General features: G+C 71.4%; 12 protein-coding genes. 10 read left to right on the top strand and 2 right to left on the bottom strand.

The window, feature by feature from the left end:
• Positions 1-79 precede the first annotated feature (79 nt).
• The 9 genes from MA879_RS05180 (at position 80) to MA879_RS05140 (ending at position 12,252) form a co-directional block, all read left to right on the top strand.
• Positions 80-1,990: an ABC transporter family substrate-binding protein gene (locus MA879_RS05180; RefSeq protein ID WP_248123997.1), complete on the top strand. Its 1,911-nt coding sequence runs from the start codon at positions 80-82 to the stop codon at positions 1,988-1,990.
• A 162-nt stretch (positions 1,991-2,152) separates the two neighbouring features.
• Positions 2,153-3,673: an ABC transporter permease gene (locus MA879_RS05175; RefSeq protein WP_248123996.1), complete on the top strand. Its 1,521-nt coding sequence runs from the start codon at positions 2,153-2,155 to the stop codon at positions 3,671-3,673.
• A gap of 5 nt (positions 3,674-3,678) precedes the next feature.
• Positions 3,679-4,893: an ABC transporter permease gene (locus MA879_RS05170; protein WP_418001216.1), complete on the top strand. Its 1,215-nt coding sequence runs from the start codon at positions 3,679-3,681 to the stop codon at positions 4,891-4,893.
• Positions 4,893-6,749, top strand: coding sequence for an ABC transporter ATP-binding protein (locus tag MA879_RS05165; protein WP_248123995.1), 1,857 nt, complete (start codon positions 4,893-4,895; stop codon positions 6,747-6,749). The genes MA879_RS05170 and MA879_RS05165 overlap by 1 nt, the downstream gene beginning before the upstream one ends.
• A gap of 103 nt (positions 6,750-6,852) precedes the next feature.
• The gene (typA, locus tag MA879_RS05160; RefSeq protein ID WP_248123994.1) at positions 6,853-8,763 is read left to right on the top strand and encodes a translational GTPase TypA; all 1,911 of its coding nucleotides are present in this window, start codon (positions 6,853-6,855) and stop codon (positions 8,761-8,763) included.
• Positions 8,744-9,349, top strand: a complete 606-nt coding sequence (locus MA879_RS05155) for a hypothetical protein (protein WP_248123993.1) — start codon at positions 8,744-8,746, stop codon at positions 9,347-9,349. The genes typA and MA879_RS05155 overlap by 20 nt, the downstream gene beginning before the upstream one ends.
• Positions 9,346-9,672: a ferredoxin gene (fdxA, locus tag MA879_RS05150; RefSeq protein ID WP_135029672.1), complete on the top strand. Its 327-nt coding sequence runs from the start codon at positions 9,346-9,348 to the stop codon at positions 9,670-9,672. Before MA879_RS05155 ends, fdxA begins: the two co-directional genes overlap by 4 nt.
• 5 nt (positions 9,673-9,677) lie before the next feature.
• Positions 9,678-10,829: a succinyldiaminopimelate transaminase gene (gene dapC, locus MA879_RS05145; RefSeq protein WP_248123992.1), complete on the top strand. Its 1,152-nt coding sequence runs from the start codon at positions 9,678-9,680 to the stop codon at positions 10,827-10,829.
• Positions 10,830-10,968: 139 nt separating this feature from the next.
• Complete coding sequence (locus MA879_RS05140) at positions 10,969-12,252, top strand: citrate synthase (RefSeq protein ID WP_248123991.1); 1,284 nt, start codon at positions 10,969-10,971, stop codon at positions 12,250-12,252.
• Between the two features lie 136 nt (positions 12,253-12,388).
• Here MA879_RS05140 and MA879_RS05135 read toward each other — a convergent pair whose 3' ends face one another.
• Positions 12,389-13,396: a hypothetical protein gene (locus tag MA879_RS05135; protein WP_248123990.1), complete on the bottom strand. Its 1,008-nt coding sequence runs from the start codon at positions 13,394-13,396 to the stop codon at positions 12,389-12,391.
• 204 nt (positions 13,397-13,600) lie between these two features.
• Positions 13,601-14,563 carry a 2,3,4,5-tetrahydropyridine-2,6-dicarboxylate N-succinyltransferase gene (dapD, locus tag MA879_RS05130; protein ID WP_248123989.1) on the bottom strand — a complete coding sequence of 321 codons (963 nt, stop codon included), beginning with the start codon at positions 14,561-14,563 and terminating at the stop codon, positions 13,601-13,603.
• Positions 14,564-14,633: 70 nt separating this feature from the next.
• On the opposite strand from dapD, the gene dapE reads away from it, so the two are divergent.
• A complete protein-coding gene (gene dapE / locus MA879_RS05125) occupies positions 14,634-15,773 on the top strand; it encodes a succinyl-diaminopimelate desuccinylase (RefSeq protein ID WP_248123988.1) in 1,140 nt (379 codons plus the stop codon).
• Positions 15,774-15,802: the final 29 nt, after the last annotated feature.

Raw genomic sequence — 15,802 nt, 5'->3', positions numbered from 1 at the left:
ACCGGAGGTCGTCCCAGGCGGGGGGATCCCCGCCCGCCCGGGTCGCCCTTGCACCTTCAGATGAACGGAAGATCCTTCCATGAAGCACACGAAGCTCTCTGCGGCCACGGCGCTCGCCTTCGGCTCCGCGCTCGTCCTCTCGGCATGCTCCCCGGCCGGCCCGGCCTCCAACGACGGCGGCTCCTCCTCGCCGGCCGCGAACGGCGGCTCCTCCTCGGCCGCCGAGGGCGGCTCCGCCTCCGGCGGCGCCGTCGAGGTGACCACGGGCGAGAACGGCCAGAAGCTCACCGCGCCCGTCGACGGTCCGGGCCTGGCCGACCTGGGCGACGTGCAGACCGAGGACGGCTCCATCGCGTACTCCGTCGGCGCCGACGAGTTCCTCTCGTACAACGGCGTGCAGGAGAACACCTACAGCACGTACAACTCCGCCGTGGTGGACCGCCTGTTCTCGAGCTTCTGGTACTACGGCACCGACGGCACCCTGCTGCCCAACGAGGAGTTCGGCACGTACGAGAAGATCTCGGACGATCCGCTCACGGTGAAGTACACGATCGCCGAGGACGCGAAGTGGTCCGACGGCACCCCCGTGACCGCCGCGGACTACATCGTCCAGTGGGCCGCTGACAACCCCACCATCCAGAATCCGGAGGGCGAGGCGGACCCGGAGACCGGCGACAAGCCGCCGCTGTTCGAGACGATCTCCACCGAGTTCGGCAAGCGCATCCCCGAGGCTCCTGAGGGTGACCCCAACGGCAAGGAGTTCACCATCACCTACGAGGAGCCCTACGCCGACTGGGAGATCCTCGTGAACACCGCCCTCCCGGCCCACGTGATCGCCAAGGGCGCAGACATGGAGCTGGACGCCCTCGTGGAGGCGGCTAAGGCCAAGGATGTGGAGGCCCTGAAGCCGGCCGCCGAGTTCTGGAACAACGGCTGGGACTTCTCCCCGGGCGAGCTTCCCGAGCAGGACATGATCCCGTCCATGGGCCCGTACCGCATCAAGGACGGCAGCTGGCAGGCCGGCAACTCCATCACCCTGGAGGCCAACCCGGAGTACTGGGGCACCCCGGCCGCCACCAAGGAGCTGGTGATCAAGTTCGCCGCCCCGGAGACCCACGTCCAGGCGCTGCAGAACAAGGAGCTCGACGTCATCGAGCCCCAGGCCACCATTGACACCGTCTCCCAGCTGGACGGCCTGGGCGACCAGGTCAACGTCCAGAAGGGCGACGAGATGACCTGGGAGCACCTCGACTTCAACCGCGGCGAGGGCTCCGTGTTCGCGGACAGCCCGGAGCTGCGCGAGGCGTTCGCCCTGTGCGTGCCGCGCCAGCAGATCGTGGACAGCCTGATCAAGCCGATCAACCCGGACGCGCAGGTCCTGAACGCCCGTGAGGTGTTCCCGTTCCAGGAGAACTACCAGGAGGTCGTGGACGCGGCCTACCCGAAGGAGCTGGACCAGCCGAACCCGGAGAAGGCCAAGCAGCTCGTCGAGCAGTCCGGTGTGGACAAGCCCGTCGTGCGCCTCGGCTACCAGGCCGGCAACCAGCGCCGCACCGAGACCGTCGCGCTCATCAAGTCCGAGTGCGACAAGGCCGGCTTCGACATCCAGGACGCCAACAGCCAGGTGTTCTTCAAGGAGGTCATGCCGGCGGGCGACTACGACGTGGCGCTCTTCGCGTGGTCGGGCTCCGGCCAGAAGGCCTCCGGCGCGAACATCTACCAGTCGGACGGCCAGCAGAACCAGCAGTCCTACTCCAACAAGACCGTCGACGAGGCGTGGGACAAGCTCTCCACCTCGCTGGACGAGAAGGAGCAGCTGGAGCAGACCAAGGCCATCGAGAAGGCCCTGTGGGAGGACTTCCAGGCCATCCCGCTGTACGCGCACCCGGGTGTGCTCGCCCACCAGGCGGACCTCGCCAACGTGCGCGCCACCTCCGTGCAGACCGGCGCCCTCTGGAACGTCGAGCAGTGGAAGCGCGTCGCCGAGTGACGATTGCCTGACCACTGATCGTGTGGCCGCCGGGACCCCCGGGTCCCGGCGGCCGTGCGTTGAGGACTGGGCCCGGCCGTCGCGGTCGGGCCCAGTCCCATGACGGAGCGAACTCCGACACTCCACCCACTTCCCAGTCCGCACGGAAGGCCACCCCCTGTTGTGCTGAAATTCATCCTGAGACGCCTGGGCAGCTCCCTGCTCGTCCTCTTCGGCGCGTCGATCCTGCTGTTCTTCCTCGTCGTCAACTCGGGCGACCCCCTCTCCGACCTCCGGGAGTCGCAGGCGAACAACCGCGATCAGCTGATCGCCACCCGCATCGCCTACATGGACCTGGACCGGCCCTGGTACGTCCGCTACTTCATCTGGCTCCAGGGTCTCGGCGGCTACCTCCTGGGCCAGGGCACCCTGGGTACCAACCGATCCGGCCAGCAGGTCGCCGACCTCCTGGCCAACGCCGCCAGCTCCACGCTGCGCCTCGTGGTCCTCGCCACCGTCCTGGCGATCATCATCGGCGTGGCCGTGGGCATCATCACGGCCATCCGCCAGTATTCCGGCCTCGACTACGCCGTCACGTTCCTCATCTTCCTCTTCTTCTCCCTGCCCGTGTTCTGGGCCGCCGTGCTCCTGAAGGAGTACATGGCGATCGGGTACAACAACTGGATCGCCGAGCCCACCCTGAACTGGGCGCTGATCATCGGCCTCGCGGTGATCCTCGGCCTGGCCCTCCAGGCCGCCATGGCCGGTTCGCTCGCCCGCCGCGCCTTCACGTTCCTGGCCACCGTCGCCGTCGTGGTGCTGGGCGCCTACCTGATGTTCGCGCTCGACATGTGGCGCAACCCCAGGCTGGGGCCGGTGGTGCAGCTGGTCATCGGCCTGGCCGTCGCCGTGGGCGCCACCGCACTCGTCACCGGCCTGCGCAACCGCTCCGTGCTGAAGGCGGGCCTCGTGACCGTGGCCCTGGGCATGGTGGGCTACTACGCCACCTACGGCATCCTGTTCGCGAACCCCAACGGCTGGATCATCGCCGGCCTCGCCGTCATCACCGTGCTCGTGGGCGTCCTCGTGGGCCGTCTTCTGGGCGGCTTCTCCCAGGGGTCGGCCGTCACGGTCTCCGTGGTGACGGCGCTCGTCATGGGCACTGCCATCATCGCCGAGCACATGATGAACTATTGGCCCGCCCTCCTGCGGGTGAAGTCGCGCCCCATCTCCACGATCGGCTCCGAGACCCCCAATCTGAAGGCGGACTTCTGGGTGCTGTTCCTCGACAAGGGCACGCAGCTGCTGCTGCCGACCATCCTGCTGACCATCATCTCGGTCGCCACGTACTCGCGGTACACCCGCTCCTCCATGCTGGAGGTCTCCCGCCAGGACTACATACGCACCGCCCGGGCCAAGGGCCTCGGCGAGCGGCAGGTCATCCTCAAGCACGCCTTCCGCAACTCGCTGATCCCGATCACCACGATCATGGCGTTCGACTTCGCCGGCCTGATCGGCGGCGCGGTCATCACCGAGCGCGTGTTCGGCTGGAAGGGCATGGGCGAGCTGTTCGCCACCGGCCTGCACCAGGTGGACCCCGCCCCCGTGATGGCGTTCTTCCTGGTGACCGGCACCGCGGCCGTCCTCATGAACCTCGTGGCGGACATCCTCTACGCCGTCCTCGACCCCCGGATTCGAGTGTGATCCCCGTGAGCTCCTCCGCACAGAACACCGGCCGCCCCGCGGGCGGCACCGCCGTCGTCGACCTCGCCGAGGCCGAGGACATCAAGCTCCGGGAGAACGCCGGCAGGTCCTACTCCCAGGGTGCCCTCGTCCGGAAGCGATTCTTCCGCCACAAGGCCGCCATGGTGTCCCTCGTGGTCCTCACCCTGGTGACGCTCCTGGCGTTCACCTCGATCGGCTTCGCCGGCATCCCGGGCTGGTGGGACAAGTCCTACACCTCGGCCGCCACCATCGTGAACGGGGGCAAGCCGACCCTCTCGCTCGTGCCGCAGTTCCTCGGCGGCGAGGGCCTGCGCTGGGGCGAGCACCCCTTCGGCCAGGAGTCCACGGGCAAGGACTACTTCGCGCTCGTCATGCGCGGCACGCAGCAGTCCATGATCATCGCGGCCATCGTGGGCCTGCTCTCCACCGTCATCGGTGCCGCCGTCGGCGCGATCTCCGCCTACTTCGGCGGGTGGGTGGACTCGGTGCTGATGCGCCTGACCGACCTGATCATCGTGATCCCGCTGCTGGTGCTGGCCGCCGTCCTGGGCCAGATGGCCTCGGGCCTCGAGCTGGGGATCATCCCGCTCGCCGTGGTGCTGGGCCTGGTCTCCTGGACCTCGCTGGCCCGCCTGGTGCGCGGTGAGATCCTCTCCCTGAGGGAGAAGGAGTTCGTGGCCGCGGCCGTGGCCATGGGCGCCAAGCCCGGGCGCATCATCGCCAAGCACCTGCTGCCGAACACCATCGGCGTGATCGTCGTCAACGCGACCTTCGCGATCGCGGGTGCCGTGCTCCTGGAGACCTCGCTGTCCTACCTGGGCTTCGGCGTGACGCCCCCGGACTCCTCCCTCGGCCTGCTGATCAGCCAGTACCAGAACGCGTTCACCACGCGTCCGTGGCTGTTCTGGTGGCCCGGCATGATGATCCTGGCGATCGCCCTGTCCGTGAACTTCCTCGGCGACGGCCTGCGCGACGCGTTCGACCCCCGCCAGTCCGGCGCGCACCGCCGCAAGCGCGGCTTCTTCAGCCGCCGTGCCTCGGTGACCGAGGCCGGCGCCACCACGGCCGGCGGCCTGGCCGCCGCGCCCACCGCCCGCGGCGCGGGCTTGAACGACGCCCCGGTGGACGCGGACGGCCGCCCGAACCAGCCGCACAACACCAGCGGCTTCGGTGCCGGCGGCGGACAGGGAGGCCTGTGATGAACGCGAAGGCATTCGACGGGAAGGACCGTGACATGGTCGAGAACAACGCCGGCAGCCATGCCGCCTCCACCCCCGCGGCGGAGCAGGGCGGCCTCGTGCCGGGCCCGGTCACCGCGCCGCACCCGGTGACGGGGCCGGCCACCAGCGCGATCGGCGTGGTCCAGCGCCACGACGACCTCGGCGGCGAGCCGATCCTGTCCTTCCGGGACGTGGACGTGCGCTTCGCCACCGAGTTCGGCTCGGTGCATGCGGTCAAGGGAGTCACGTTCGACGTCAAGCCCGGCGAGGTCGTCGCCCTGGTGGGCGAGTCCGGCTCGGGCAAGTCGGTCACCAGCTCCACGGCCATGGGCCTGCTGCCCCCGACGGCGGACATCACCGGCTCGGTGAAGCTCGCCGGCCGCGAGGTGCTCACCATGACCCCCGGGCAGCTGCGCGGGATCCGCGGCGACGACGTCGCCATGGTGTTCCAGGAGCCCATGACGGCCCTGAACCCGGTACTCACGGTGGGCGACCAGCTCACCGAGGCGCTGCAGGTGCACGGGATCGCGTACGGCACCGAGGCGGACAAGCGCGCCGTCGAGCTGCTCACCATGGTGGGCATCCCCGACGCCGCCAGCCGGCTCAAGCAGTACCCGCACCAGTTCTCCGGCGGCCAGCGCCAGCGCATCGTCATCGCGATGGCGATCAGCTGCTCGCCCAAGGTGATCATCGCGGACGAGCCCACCACGGCGCTCGACGTCACGGTGCAGGCCGAGATCCTCGAGCTGCTGCGTTCGCTGAAGAACAAGATGAACACCGGCATCCTGCTGATCACGCACAACATGGGCGTGGTGGCGGACATGGCGGACCGCGTGTGCGTGATGCTCCACGGCGAGATGGTGGAGACGGGCCCGGTCCACCAGGTGCTGCAGCACCCGCAGCACCCGTACACGCAGAAGCTGCTCGCGGCGGTGCCCCGTCTGGGCGCCACGTACGAGGTGGCGGAGCCGGAGCCGGTCACCGCCACGCAGTCCCAGGCCGTCTACGCCATCGAGGCCGAGGACCTGAGCATCGAGTACGACCACCGCGGCAAGAAGAACCGTGTGGTGCACGACGTCAGCTTCTCCGTGGCCCCGGGAGAGATCCTCGGCCTGGTGGGCGAGTCCGGCTCGGGCAAGTCCACCATCGCGAAGGCCGTGCTCGGCCTGCTGCCGGTGGCCGCGGGCTCGCTGCGCATCCAGGGCGAGGACCTCGCCACCATGCCCACGAAGGAGCAGCGGCGGCTGCGGCGCAAGATCGGCGTGGTCTTCCAGGACCCCGCGGCCTCGCTCGACCCGCGCTTCCCCATCGGCGACATCATCACCGAGCCGATGGTGGTGCACGGGGTGGGGGACCGGCGCTCGCGCCTGGCCCGTGCCGAGGAGCTCGTGGACGCCGTCCGTCTGCCGCGCTCCGTGGTCAACCGATACCCGCACGAGCTCTCCGGCGGTCAGCGCCAGCGCATCTCGATCGCCCGTGCGCTGACCCTGGACCCCGAGGTCCTGATCGCGGACGAGCCCACCTCGGCGCTCGACGTGTCCGTCCAGGCCGCGGTCCTCGAGATGTTCGCCGAGCTGCAGTCCCGGTACTCCTTCGCCTGCCTGTTCGTGTCCCATGACCTCGCGGTGGTGGACATGCTGGCCCACAAGGTGCTCGTCCTGAAGGACGGCCGCCAGGTGGAGCAGGGCCCCACGGAGAACGTCCTGCACGACCCGCAGGCCGAGTACACCCGTCGCCTGCTGGCGGCGGCGCCCGTGCCGGACCCGGACCTGCAGGCCGAGCGCCGCCAGGAGCGGCGCGAGCTGCTCGCCTCCCTCGGCGAGGCCGCCTACTGACGGTCCCGCACCCCGCATCACGACGGCGGCCCCCACGCGTATGATCGTGCGGGGCCGCCGTCGTGCTGTGCCCGCACCCCATCCCGAACCGGACAGGACCTCCATGACCTCGACCGACACCCGCCGCTCCGACCTGCGCAACGTGGCCATCGTGGCCCACGTGGACCACGGCAAGACCACCCTGGTGGACGCCATGCTCCGGCAGACCGGCGCCTTCTCGACCCACGGGGACGTCGCCGAGCGCGTCATGGACTCCGGGGACCTGGAGAAGGAGAAGGGCATCACGATCCTGGCCAAGAACACCACCGTGTTCTACTCCGGCCCCTCCGCCCCCGAGGGGCAGACCGTCACCATCAACGTGATCGACACCCCCGGCCACGCCGACTTCGGCGGCGAGGTGGAGCGCGGCCTGTCCATGGTGGACGGCGTCGTGCTGCTGGTGGACGCCTCCGAGGGGCCGCTGCCGCAGACCCGCTTCGTCCTGCGCAAGGCGCTGGCCGCCAAGCTGCCCGTGGTGCTCGTGGTCAACAAGACCGACCGCCCGGACGCCCGCATCGACGGCGTCGTCTCCGACTCCATGGACCTGCTCCTGGGCCTTGCCTCGGACCTGGCCGAGGAGGTCGAGGACCTGGACCTGGACTCCGTGCTGGACGTGCCCGTGGTGTACGCCTCCGGCAAGGCCGGCCGCGCCTCCCTGACCCAGCCCGCCGACGGCAGCCTTCCGGACGCCGAGGACCTGGAGCCGCTGTTCCAGATCATCATGGAGCGCATCCCCGCCCCGCGGTACGACGAGTCCGAGGTCCTCCAGGCCCACGTCACCAACCTGGACGCGTCCCCGTTCCTCGGCCGCCTGGCCCTGCTGCGCATCTTCAACGGCACCCTCAGGAAGGGCCAGCAGGTCGCGTGGGCCCGTCAGGACGGCGAGCTGAAGACCGTGAAGATCACCGAGCTGCTCGCCACCGAGGGCCTCGAGCGCGTGCCCGCCGAGGAGGCCGGGCCCGGCGAGATCGTCGCCGTCGCCGGCATCGAGGACATCATGATCGGTGAGACCCTCACCGATCTGGAGAACCCCAGGCCGCTGCCGCTGATCACGGTGGACGACCCGGCCATCTCCATGACCGTGGGCATCAACACGTCCCCGTTGGCCGGGCGCGTCAAGGGCGCCAAGGTCACCGCGCGCCAGGTCAAGGACCGCCTGGACAAGGAGCTGATCGGCAACGTGTCCCTCAAGGTGCTCCCCACCGAGCGCCCGGACGCGTGGGAGGTGCAGGGCCGCGGCGAGCTGGCGCTGGCCATCCTCGTGGAGCAGATGCGCCGCGAGGGCTTCGAGCTGACCGTGGGCAAGCCGCAGGTGGTCACCAAGACCGTCGACGGCAAGCTGCACGAGCCGATGGAGATGATGACCATCGACGTCCCCGAGGAGTTCATGGGCGCGGTCACGCAGCTCATGGCCGCCCGCAAGGGCCGCATGCAGGAGATGTCCAACCACGGCACCGGCTGGATCCGCATGGACTTCCTGGTCCCGGCCCGCGGCCTGATCGGCTTCCGCACCCGCTTCCTCACCGACACGCGCGGCGCGGGCATCGCCTCCTCCTACGCGGCCGGCTACGAGCCCTGGACCGGCGAGATCGAGTACCGCACCAACGGCTCCCTGGTGGCCGACCGCGCGGGAACCGCCACGCCGTTCGCGATGATCAACCTGCAGGAGCGCGGCTCGTTCTTCATCCAGCCCGGCTCCGAGGTGTATGAGGGCATGATCGTCGGCGAGAACTCCCGCGCGGACGACATGGACGTGAACATCACCAAGGAGAAGAAGCTCACCAACATGCGTGCCGCCTCCTCCGACTCCTTCGAGGGCCTGACCCCGCCCCGCGTGCTGACCCTCGAGGAGTCCCTCGAGTTCGCCCGCGAGGACGAGTGCGTGGAGATCACCCCCGAGGACATCCGCATCCGCAAGGTTGTGCTGGACGCCAACGAGCGCCTCAAGGCCGCCCGTGCCCGCGCGCGGGCCTGAGCCGGTCCGTCCCCGGCACGCCACGACGGCGGCGCCTGCCCCCTCCGCAGGGGACGGCGCCGCCGTCGCGGCATCCACCTCCACGGCCGCGCCCCGCCGTGGCCGCGGCGTGTTGCCCGGGCTCGCCCTCGGCGCCCTCGTCGGGGCCCTGGGCACCGTGACGCACCTGAACCTCGCGCCCGTGGCTGGCATGGCCCTGCCCTGGGGCCTCGTGCTCGCCCTGCTGCTGGCGGGCTCCACCCAGCGGTGGTGGATGCGCACTGCGGCCGCCTCGGGCGCGCACCCGGTGCCGGCGGGCGGCGCGGTCGTGATCGGCGCGTTCACCGCGGTCCTGGCCCTGTACCGCCTGCCGGCCACCGACCAGCTCGGCCTGCCGTGGACCGCCCCGCTCGCGCAGACCATGCCGACGGCGCTGCTCGCCTCGGTCGGCTGGGTCCTGGGCCTGCCCGTGCTCGGGGTGCTCCTGCTGGTGCTCGGCGTGCGACGCCGTCGCCCGTGTCCCGCCCCGGGCGGCCGGGACGGAGCGAGTACCCTGGGGGGAACCCCCAATCCCGTGCCCGTCAGAGAGGTGGATGGTCAGCCGTGACCTATGTGATCGCGTTGCCGTGTGTGGACGTCAAGGACAAGGCGTGCATCGACGAGTGCCCCGTGGACTGCATCTACGAGGGCGAGCGCTCCCTGTACATCCACCCGGACGAGTGCGTGGACTGCGGCGCGTGCGAGCCCGTGTGCCCGGTGGAGGCCATCTACTACGAGGACGACGTCCCGGAGGAGTGGGCCGACTACTACAAGGCGAACGTCGAGTTCTTCGACGACCTCGGCTCCCCGGGAGGCGCGGCCAAGCTCGGGCAGATCGCCAAGGACCACCCGCTGATCTCGGCGCTGCCGCCGCAGGGCGAGGGCGCCTGAGGCGCATGCTGACGCTGCCGGACTACCCCTGGGACACGCTCACCCCGTACCGGGAGCGCGCCGCCGCGCACCCCGAGGGCACCGTGGACCTGTCCATCGGCACCCCGGTGGACGCCACGCCCGCGCTGATCCGCGACGCGCTCACCTCCGCCGCGGACGCCCACGGCTACCCGACGACGCACGGCACCGAGGCCCTGCGCCGCGCCGTGGCGGAGTGGTTCGCCCGGCGTCGCGGGGTGGCCGGCCTGGATCCGCGGGCCGTGATCCCCACGGTGGGGTCCAAGGAATTCATCGCGTGGCTGCCCACGCTGCTGGGGCTGGGTCCGGGCGACGTCGTCGTCGTCCCCGCCACCGCGTACCCCACGTATGCGATCGGCGCACAGATCGTCGGCGCCGAGGCGGTGGCGGCGGACACGCTGGCCGAGCTGGACGAGGACGTCCGCGCCCGGGTGCGCCTCGTGTGGACCAACTCCCCGGCGAATCCGACCGGTGCCGTCCTGGACGCGCCCGCCCTGAAGTCGGTCGTGGACGACGCCCGCGCGCTCGGCGCCGTCGTGTGCGGAGACGAGTGCTACGCCGAACTCGGCTGGGACGCATGGGAGGGTCGCACGGTCCCGTGCATCCTCGCGCCCGAGGTCTCCGGGGGCGACCACACGGGGCTGCTGAGCATCTACTCGCTGTCCAAGCAGTCCAACCTGGCCGGCTACCGTGCGGCATTCGCCGCGGGGGACCCGGAGCTCGTGAGCGCGCTGGTCAACACGCGCAAGCACGCCGGCATGATCGTTCCGGCCCCGGTGCAGCACGCCATGGCCGTGGCCCTCGGGGACGACGAGCACGTGGCCGCGCAGAAGGCGCTCTACCGCGCCCGTCGCGAGGCCCTGCTGCCGGCCCTGCGAGAGGCGGGGTGCGCCGTCGACCACTCCGAGGCCGGCCTCTACCTGTGGACGCGGCGCGCCGACCGGGATCTGGCCGCCGCCACGGAGCAGGACTCCTGGGACCTGCTGGGGGAGTTGGCGGACCTCGGGATCGTCGCGGGACCCGGCGTGTTCTACGGCACGGCGGGGCACGGCTACGTCCGCGTGGCCCTCACCGCGCCCGATGACGCCGTCGCGGCGGCGGCCCGGCGACTGCGCGAGCGGGGCCCGCGGGCCGACTGAGGCGCCGTCGCAGAGCCGCGCCGTGCCCGCGAGCCGGGCGCGACTTGGTAGCGTGGGCCACAGTCGCTCCCGAGCGCGGGCCCCGTCATCCGCCGGTCCCGCCCGGACCCACCATCACAGGAAGACGAGGGAGACACCCGTGACCGAGAACGAGTCCGCCCGGCTGACCGTCGGCGACCAGAGCCTGGACCTCGGCGTCGAGCGCGCCGTGGCCGGCAACGACGGCATCACGATCGCGCCGCTGCTCAAGGAGACCGGCAGGGTCACCTACGACCCGGGCTTCATGAACACGGCCAACGCCAAGTCCGCCATCACCTTCATCGACGGCGACGAGGGCATCCTGCGCTACCGCGGCTACGCGATCGAGGACCTGGCCGAGCACTCCAGCTTCATGGACGTGGCCTACCTGCTGATCAACGGCGAGCTGCCGGACGTCCAGCAGTCGGAGGAATGGGAGACGAACATCCTGCGGCACAACATGGTGCACGAGGACGTCAAGCAGTTCTTCTCCGGCTTCCCGCGGGACGCGCACCCCATGCCGGTGCTGTCCTCCTCCGTGTCCGCGCTGTCCACCTTCTACGGCGACTCCCTGGACCCGTTCGATGAGGAGCAGGTGCACATCTCCACCGTGCGCCTGCTGGCGAAGCTGCCCGTGCTCGCCGCCTACGCGTTCAAGAAGTCCCTCGGCCAGCCGTTCATGTACCCCAAGAACGACCTGAACTACGTCGAGAACTTCATGCGCCTGTGCTTCGGCGTCCCCGCCGAGGACTATGAGATCGACCCGGACATGGCCAAGGCCCTGGACCTGCTGCTCATGCTGCACGCGGACCACGAGCAGAACTGCTCCACGTCCACCGTGCGCCTCGTGGGCTCCGCCCACACGAACATGTTCGCCTCCGTCTCCGCCGGCATCAACGCCCTGTACGGACCGCTGCACGGCGGCGCCAACGAGGCGGTGCTCAACATGCTGCGCCGGATCCAGGCCGAGGGCACGAAGCCCGAGGACTTCATGGAGAAGGTGAAGAACAAGGAGGCCGGCGTCAAGCTGATGGGCTTCGGCCACCGGGTCTACAAGAACTACGACCCGCGCGCCAAGATCATCAAGAAGACCGCCGCGGACATCCTGGAGAAGCTCGGCGGCAACGACGAGCTGCTGGAGATCGCCCAGCGTCTCGAGGAGAAGGCCCTGGCCGACGACTACTTCGTGGAGCGCAAGCTGTACCCGAACGTCGACTTCTACACCGGCGTGATCTACAAGGCCATGGGCTTCCCCGAGAAGATGTTCACCGTGCTCTTCGCGCTCGGCCGTCTGCCCGGCTGGATCGCGCAGTGGCGCGAGATGATCGAGGACCCGGCCACCAAGATCGGCCGCCCGCGCCAGATCTACGTGGGCCCGGAGCTCCGCCAGGTCCAGCAGGGCTGACCCGCGCCGTCGCCCTGACGGCTGCGGGGCGGCGGTCGCCACTCTGGGGGCGAAACCGGGTGCCGTTCATGGAGAAGGGCACCCGGTTTCGCCCCCATTCGTGTGTGTGGGGAGCGGTGGCGGGGGCGGGTGTGGGTCAGAGGGTTCCCGCGGCGGCACGACGACGGCGCACCTCGCCCACCAGTGACGCGAACCCCTCACGCAGGTCGTGCACGGTGGCCCGCCACGTGTCCCATCCGTGGGCGGCGGCGTACCGCTCACGGCGGGCATCGCGCGTCTGCTGATCGGGCGTGCGGTGACCGGCGCCGTCGTACTGGAGGCACAGGCGGAGTGACCGGTAGGCCAGGTCCGCCTCGGGGGAGCGGGGGTCCGCCGGGTGGATCGGCGCCTGCAGCTCCGGCTCGGGCAGACCGGCGTCCACCAGGGCGAGCCGGAGGCGGGTCTCCGGAGGCGAGTCCGCGCCGACGCGCACGAGATCGAGGGCGGCCCGCGCCGTCCGGATCCCTGAGAACCGGCCGACCTCCCGCAGCGTCCGGGCGAGGGCGTCCGGCGTGGACAGTGGAGGGAGCCGGCCCTGGGGCGTCCACGGCCGCTTCACGCAGTGGTCGCCTGCGGCGACCAGGTCCTCGAGCCTCCAGAGGAAGCCGAGAGCACAGAGGTCCAGCCATGTGCGCTCGAGCGTGGTGACGCGCAGGCCGTGGACGGTCGTGACGTGCGCCGGGTCCAGTCGCCGGCGGTGGTCCACGAGGCCCGGCCGCCGGATCCGCCGGCTGCCGCGCGGCAGGGTCAGGTGGACCGGCGCGGCGGCGTCCCGTGGGAGCCCGGCGTCGTCGGGCGGGCGCCACGGACGCGACGGCGTCGGGATGCCGTGCAGGTGGGCGGCGGTCTCGTGCGAGAGCACGGCCGTGGGCCGACGCCGGAGCACCGCGTCCAGGAGGTCGCGGTCATGGCCATGGGAGGGGTCAGCGAGGCCGACGTCCGCCCAGGAGCCCGGATCACGAGCGGTCTGGCGGTACAGCCCCTGGCCGACGCGTCGGAGGCCCGCGCGTCGGGACCGTTCGGGGTGCAGACCCGCGTCGGTGAGGTCCGCGGCGGTCAGGACGGGAGGCAGGCGGGCCGGCAGGGGAGCGGCGGTGCTGGGCATGGCCCCAGCCAAGTGCGCTCGGGCGCGCTGCGGGTGGACGGCGCCCCCGTCGGTGGAGGACGAGCGGGCGACGGTGGCCTGTGCAGGACCGGCCTCCCGGGGTCCGTCCGCCCCCCGCGCAATGGGGGCGATACCTGGCTCGGTTCTGAAGGAACGACGCCGGGTATCGCCCCCGAAACACGGGCCGTGGCGGGGCGCTCCGGCTCAGTTGGCGTGCAGCGCCGCGTTCAGCTCCACGGTGCGGCCGCCGCGGGGGAGGGCCTCCACCGCACCGGTCGCCGAGTTGCGGCGGAACAGCAGGTTCGGCACGCCGGAGAGCTCCACGGCCTTGACGGTGCGGGAGTCCTCGCCCGGGCGGACCACGGTCACCAGGGTGCCGGCGGTCACGTAGAGGCCGGCCTCCACCACGGAGTCGTCCCCGATCGAGATGCCGACGCCGGAGTTCGCGCCGAGCAGCACGTGCTCACCGATCTCCACCCGCTGCTTCCCGCCGCCGGACAGGGTGCCCATGATGGAGACGCCGCCGCCGAGGTCGGAGCCGTCGCCCACCACCACGCCCGCGGAGATGCGCCCCTCGACCATGGAGGTGCCCAGGGTGCCGGCGTTGAAGTTCACGAACCCCTCGTGCATCACGGTGGTGCCCTCGGCCAGGTGGGCGCCGAGGCGCACGCGGTCGGCGTCGCCGATGCGCACGCCCGAAGGGACCACGTAGTCGGTCATGCGGGGGAACTTGTCCACGCCGTACACGTTCACCGTCCCGCGGGCGCGCAGCTTCGCGCGGGTCAGCTCGAAGCCCTCGACGGCGCAGGGGCCGACGTTGGTCCACACCACGTTGGTGAGCAGGCCGAAGACGCCGTCCAGGTTGAGCTCGTTCGGGCGGACCAGGCGGTGGGACAGGGCGTGCAGGCGTAGCCAGGCGTCCTCGGCGGAGGCGGGGGCGGCGTCGAGATCGGCCTCGACCTCGACGACCTCCTGGGCGGTGCCGCGGTCGGCGTCGTCGGTGGCGAGGCCGCGCAGGGTCTCGGCGAGGGACGCGTCCGCGGAGGCCAGGGGACCGGCCACGGGCGCCGGGAACCACACGTCCAGGACGGCGCCGTCGGCGGCGCGGGTGGCCAGGCCATGGCCGGAGACGAGGCGGGTGCTGGTGTTCTGGGAGGGATCGGTCATGCCTGTCAGCCTACCGACGCCGCGGTCGGGGTCCCGGGGGCGCGCAGACCCCGTCCGTAGGATGGACGCCATGACCGACGACGCCGCCCCCGCCCTGCCCGACCTCGCCGACCCGGAGCTGGACGTCGCCGCGCTGACGGCGCACCTGCTGGACATCCGCTCCGTCTCGGACGAGGAGGGCCCGCTCGCCGACGCCGTGGAGGCCGCCCTGACGCCGTTGGACCGGCTGACGGTCCGCCGCTTCGGGGACGCCGTGGTGGCCCGCACGGATCTGGGCCTGGGCTCGCGCGTCGTGCTGGCCGGGCACCTGGACACCGTCCCGCTGCCGAGCGTGCCCGGCTCGCGCGGCACCGTCCCCGGCACGTGGGACGGGGAGGTGCTGTACGGCCGCGGCGCCGTGGACATGAAGTCCGGCGTGGCCGTCCAGCTGGCTCTGGCGGGGCTCTTCGGACACGACGCCGGCCCGCGCCCGGCGCACGACGTCACCTGGGTGTTCTACGACCATGAGGAGGTCGAGTCCGAGAAGTCGGGCCTGGGCCGCGTGGCACGCGAGGCGCCCGACCTGCTCGAGGCGGACTTCGCGGTGCTGCTCGAACCCACGGACGGTGTCGTGGAGGGCGGGTGCAACGGCACGTGCCGCTACCGGGTGACGTTCTCCGGGGTCGCCGCCCACTCCGGCCGCGCGTGGCGCGGCGACAACGCGATCCACAAGCTCGGCGGGCTCCTGACGGCCCTGTCCCGCTACGAGCCGGCCACGGTGACGGTCGAGGGACTGGACTACCGCGAGGGCCTGAACGCGATCCGCGTGTCCGGCGGCGTGGCAGGCAACGTCATCCCGGACTCCGCCGCCGTGGACGTCAACTACCGGTTCGCCCCGGACAAGACGCTCGAGGAGGCCCACGCCCACGTGCGCGAGGTCTTCGCCGCCGCCGGGGTGGACTGGGAGGCGCAGGTGGAGGTCACGGACGCCTCCGCCGCCGCGCGGCCGGGCCTGGACCGCCCGGCGGCCGCGGGCTTCGTGGCGGCGGTGGGCGGGGAGCCGCAGCCCAAGTACGGCTGGACGGACGTGGCGCGGTTCTCCGCGATCGGCGTCCCCGCGGTGAACTTCGGCCCGGGTGACGCGCTGCTGGCCCACACCGACGACGAGCACGTGACGCGGGCCGCCGTCGAGGCCTGCCGGGACGCCCTGCGCGCCTGGCTGCACGGCTGAGGGAGGCGAGAGCCCGCCGGCCCCGGACG

This window comes from Micrococcus lacusdianchii (assembly GCF_023155805.1).
GTDB classification, from domain to species: domain Bacteria; phylum Actinomycetota; class Actinomycetes; order Actinomycetales; family Micrococcaceae; genus Micrococcus; species Micrococcus lacusdianchii.
This window is presented reverse-complemented; position numbering and strand designations above follow the sequence as displayed.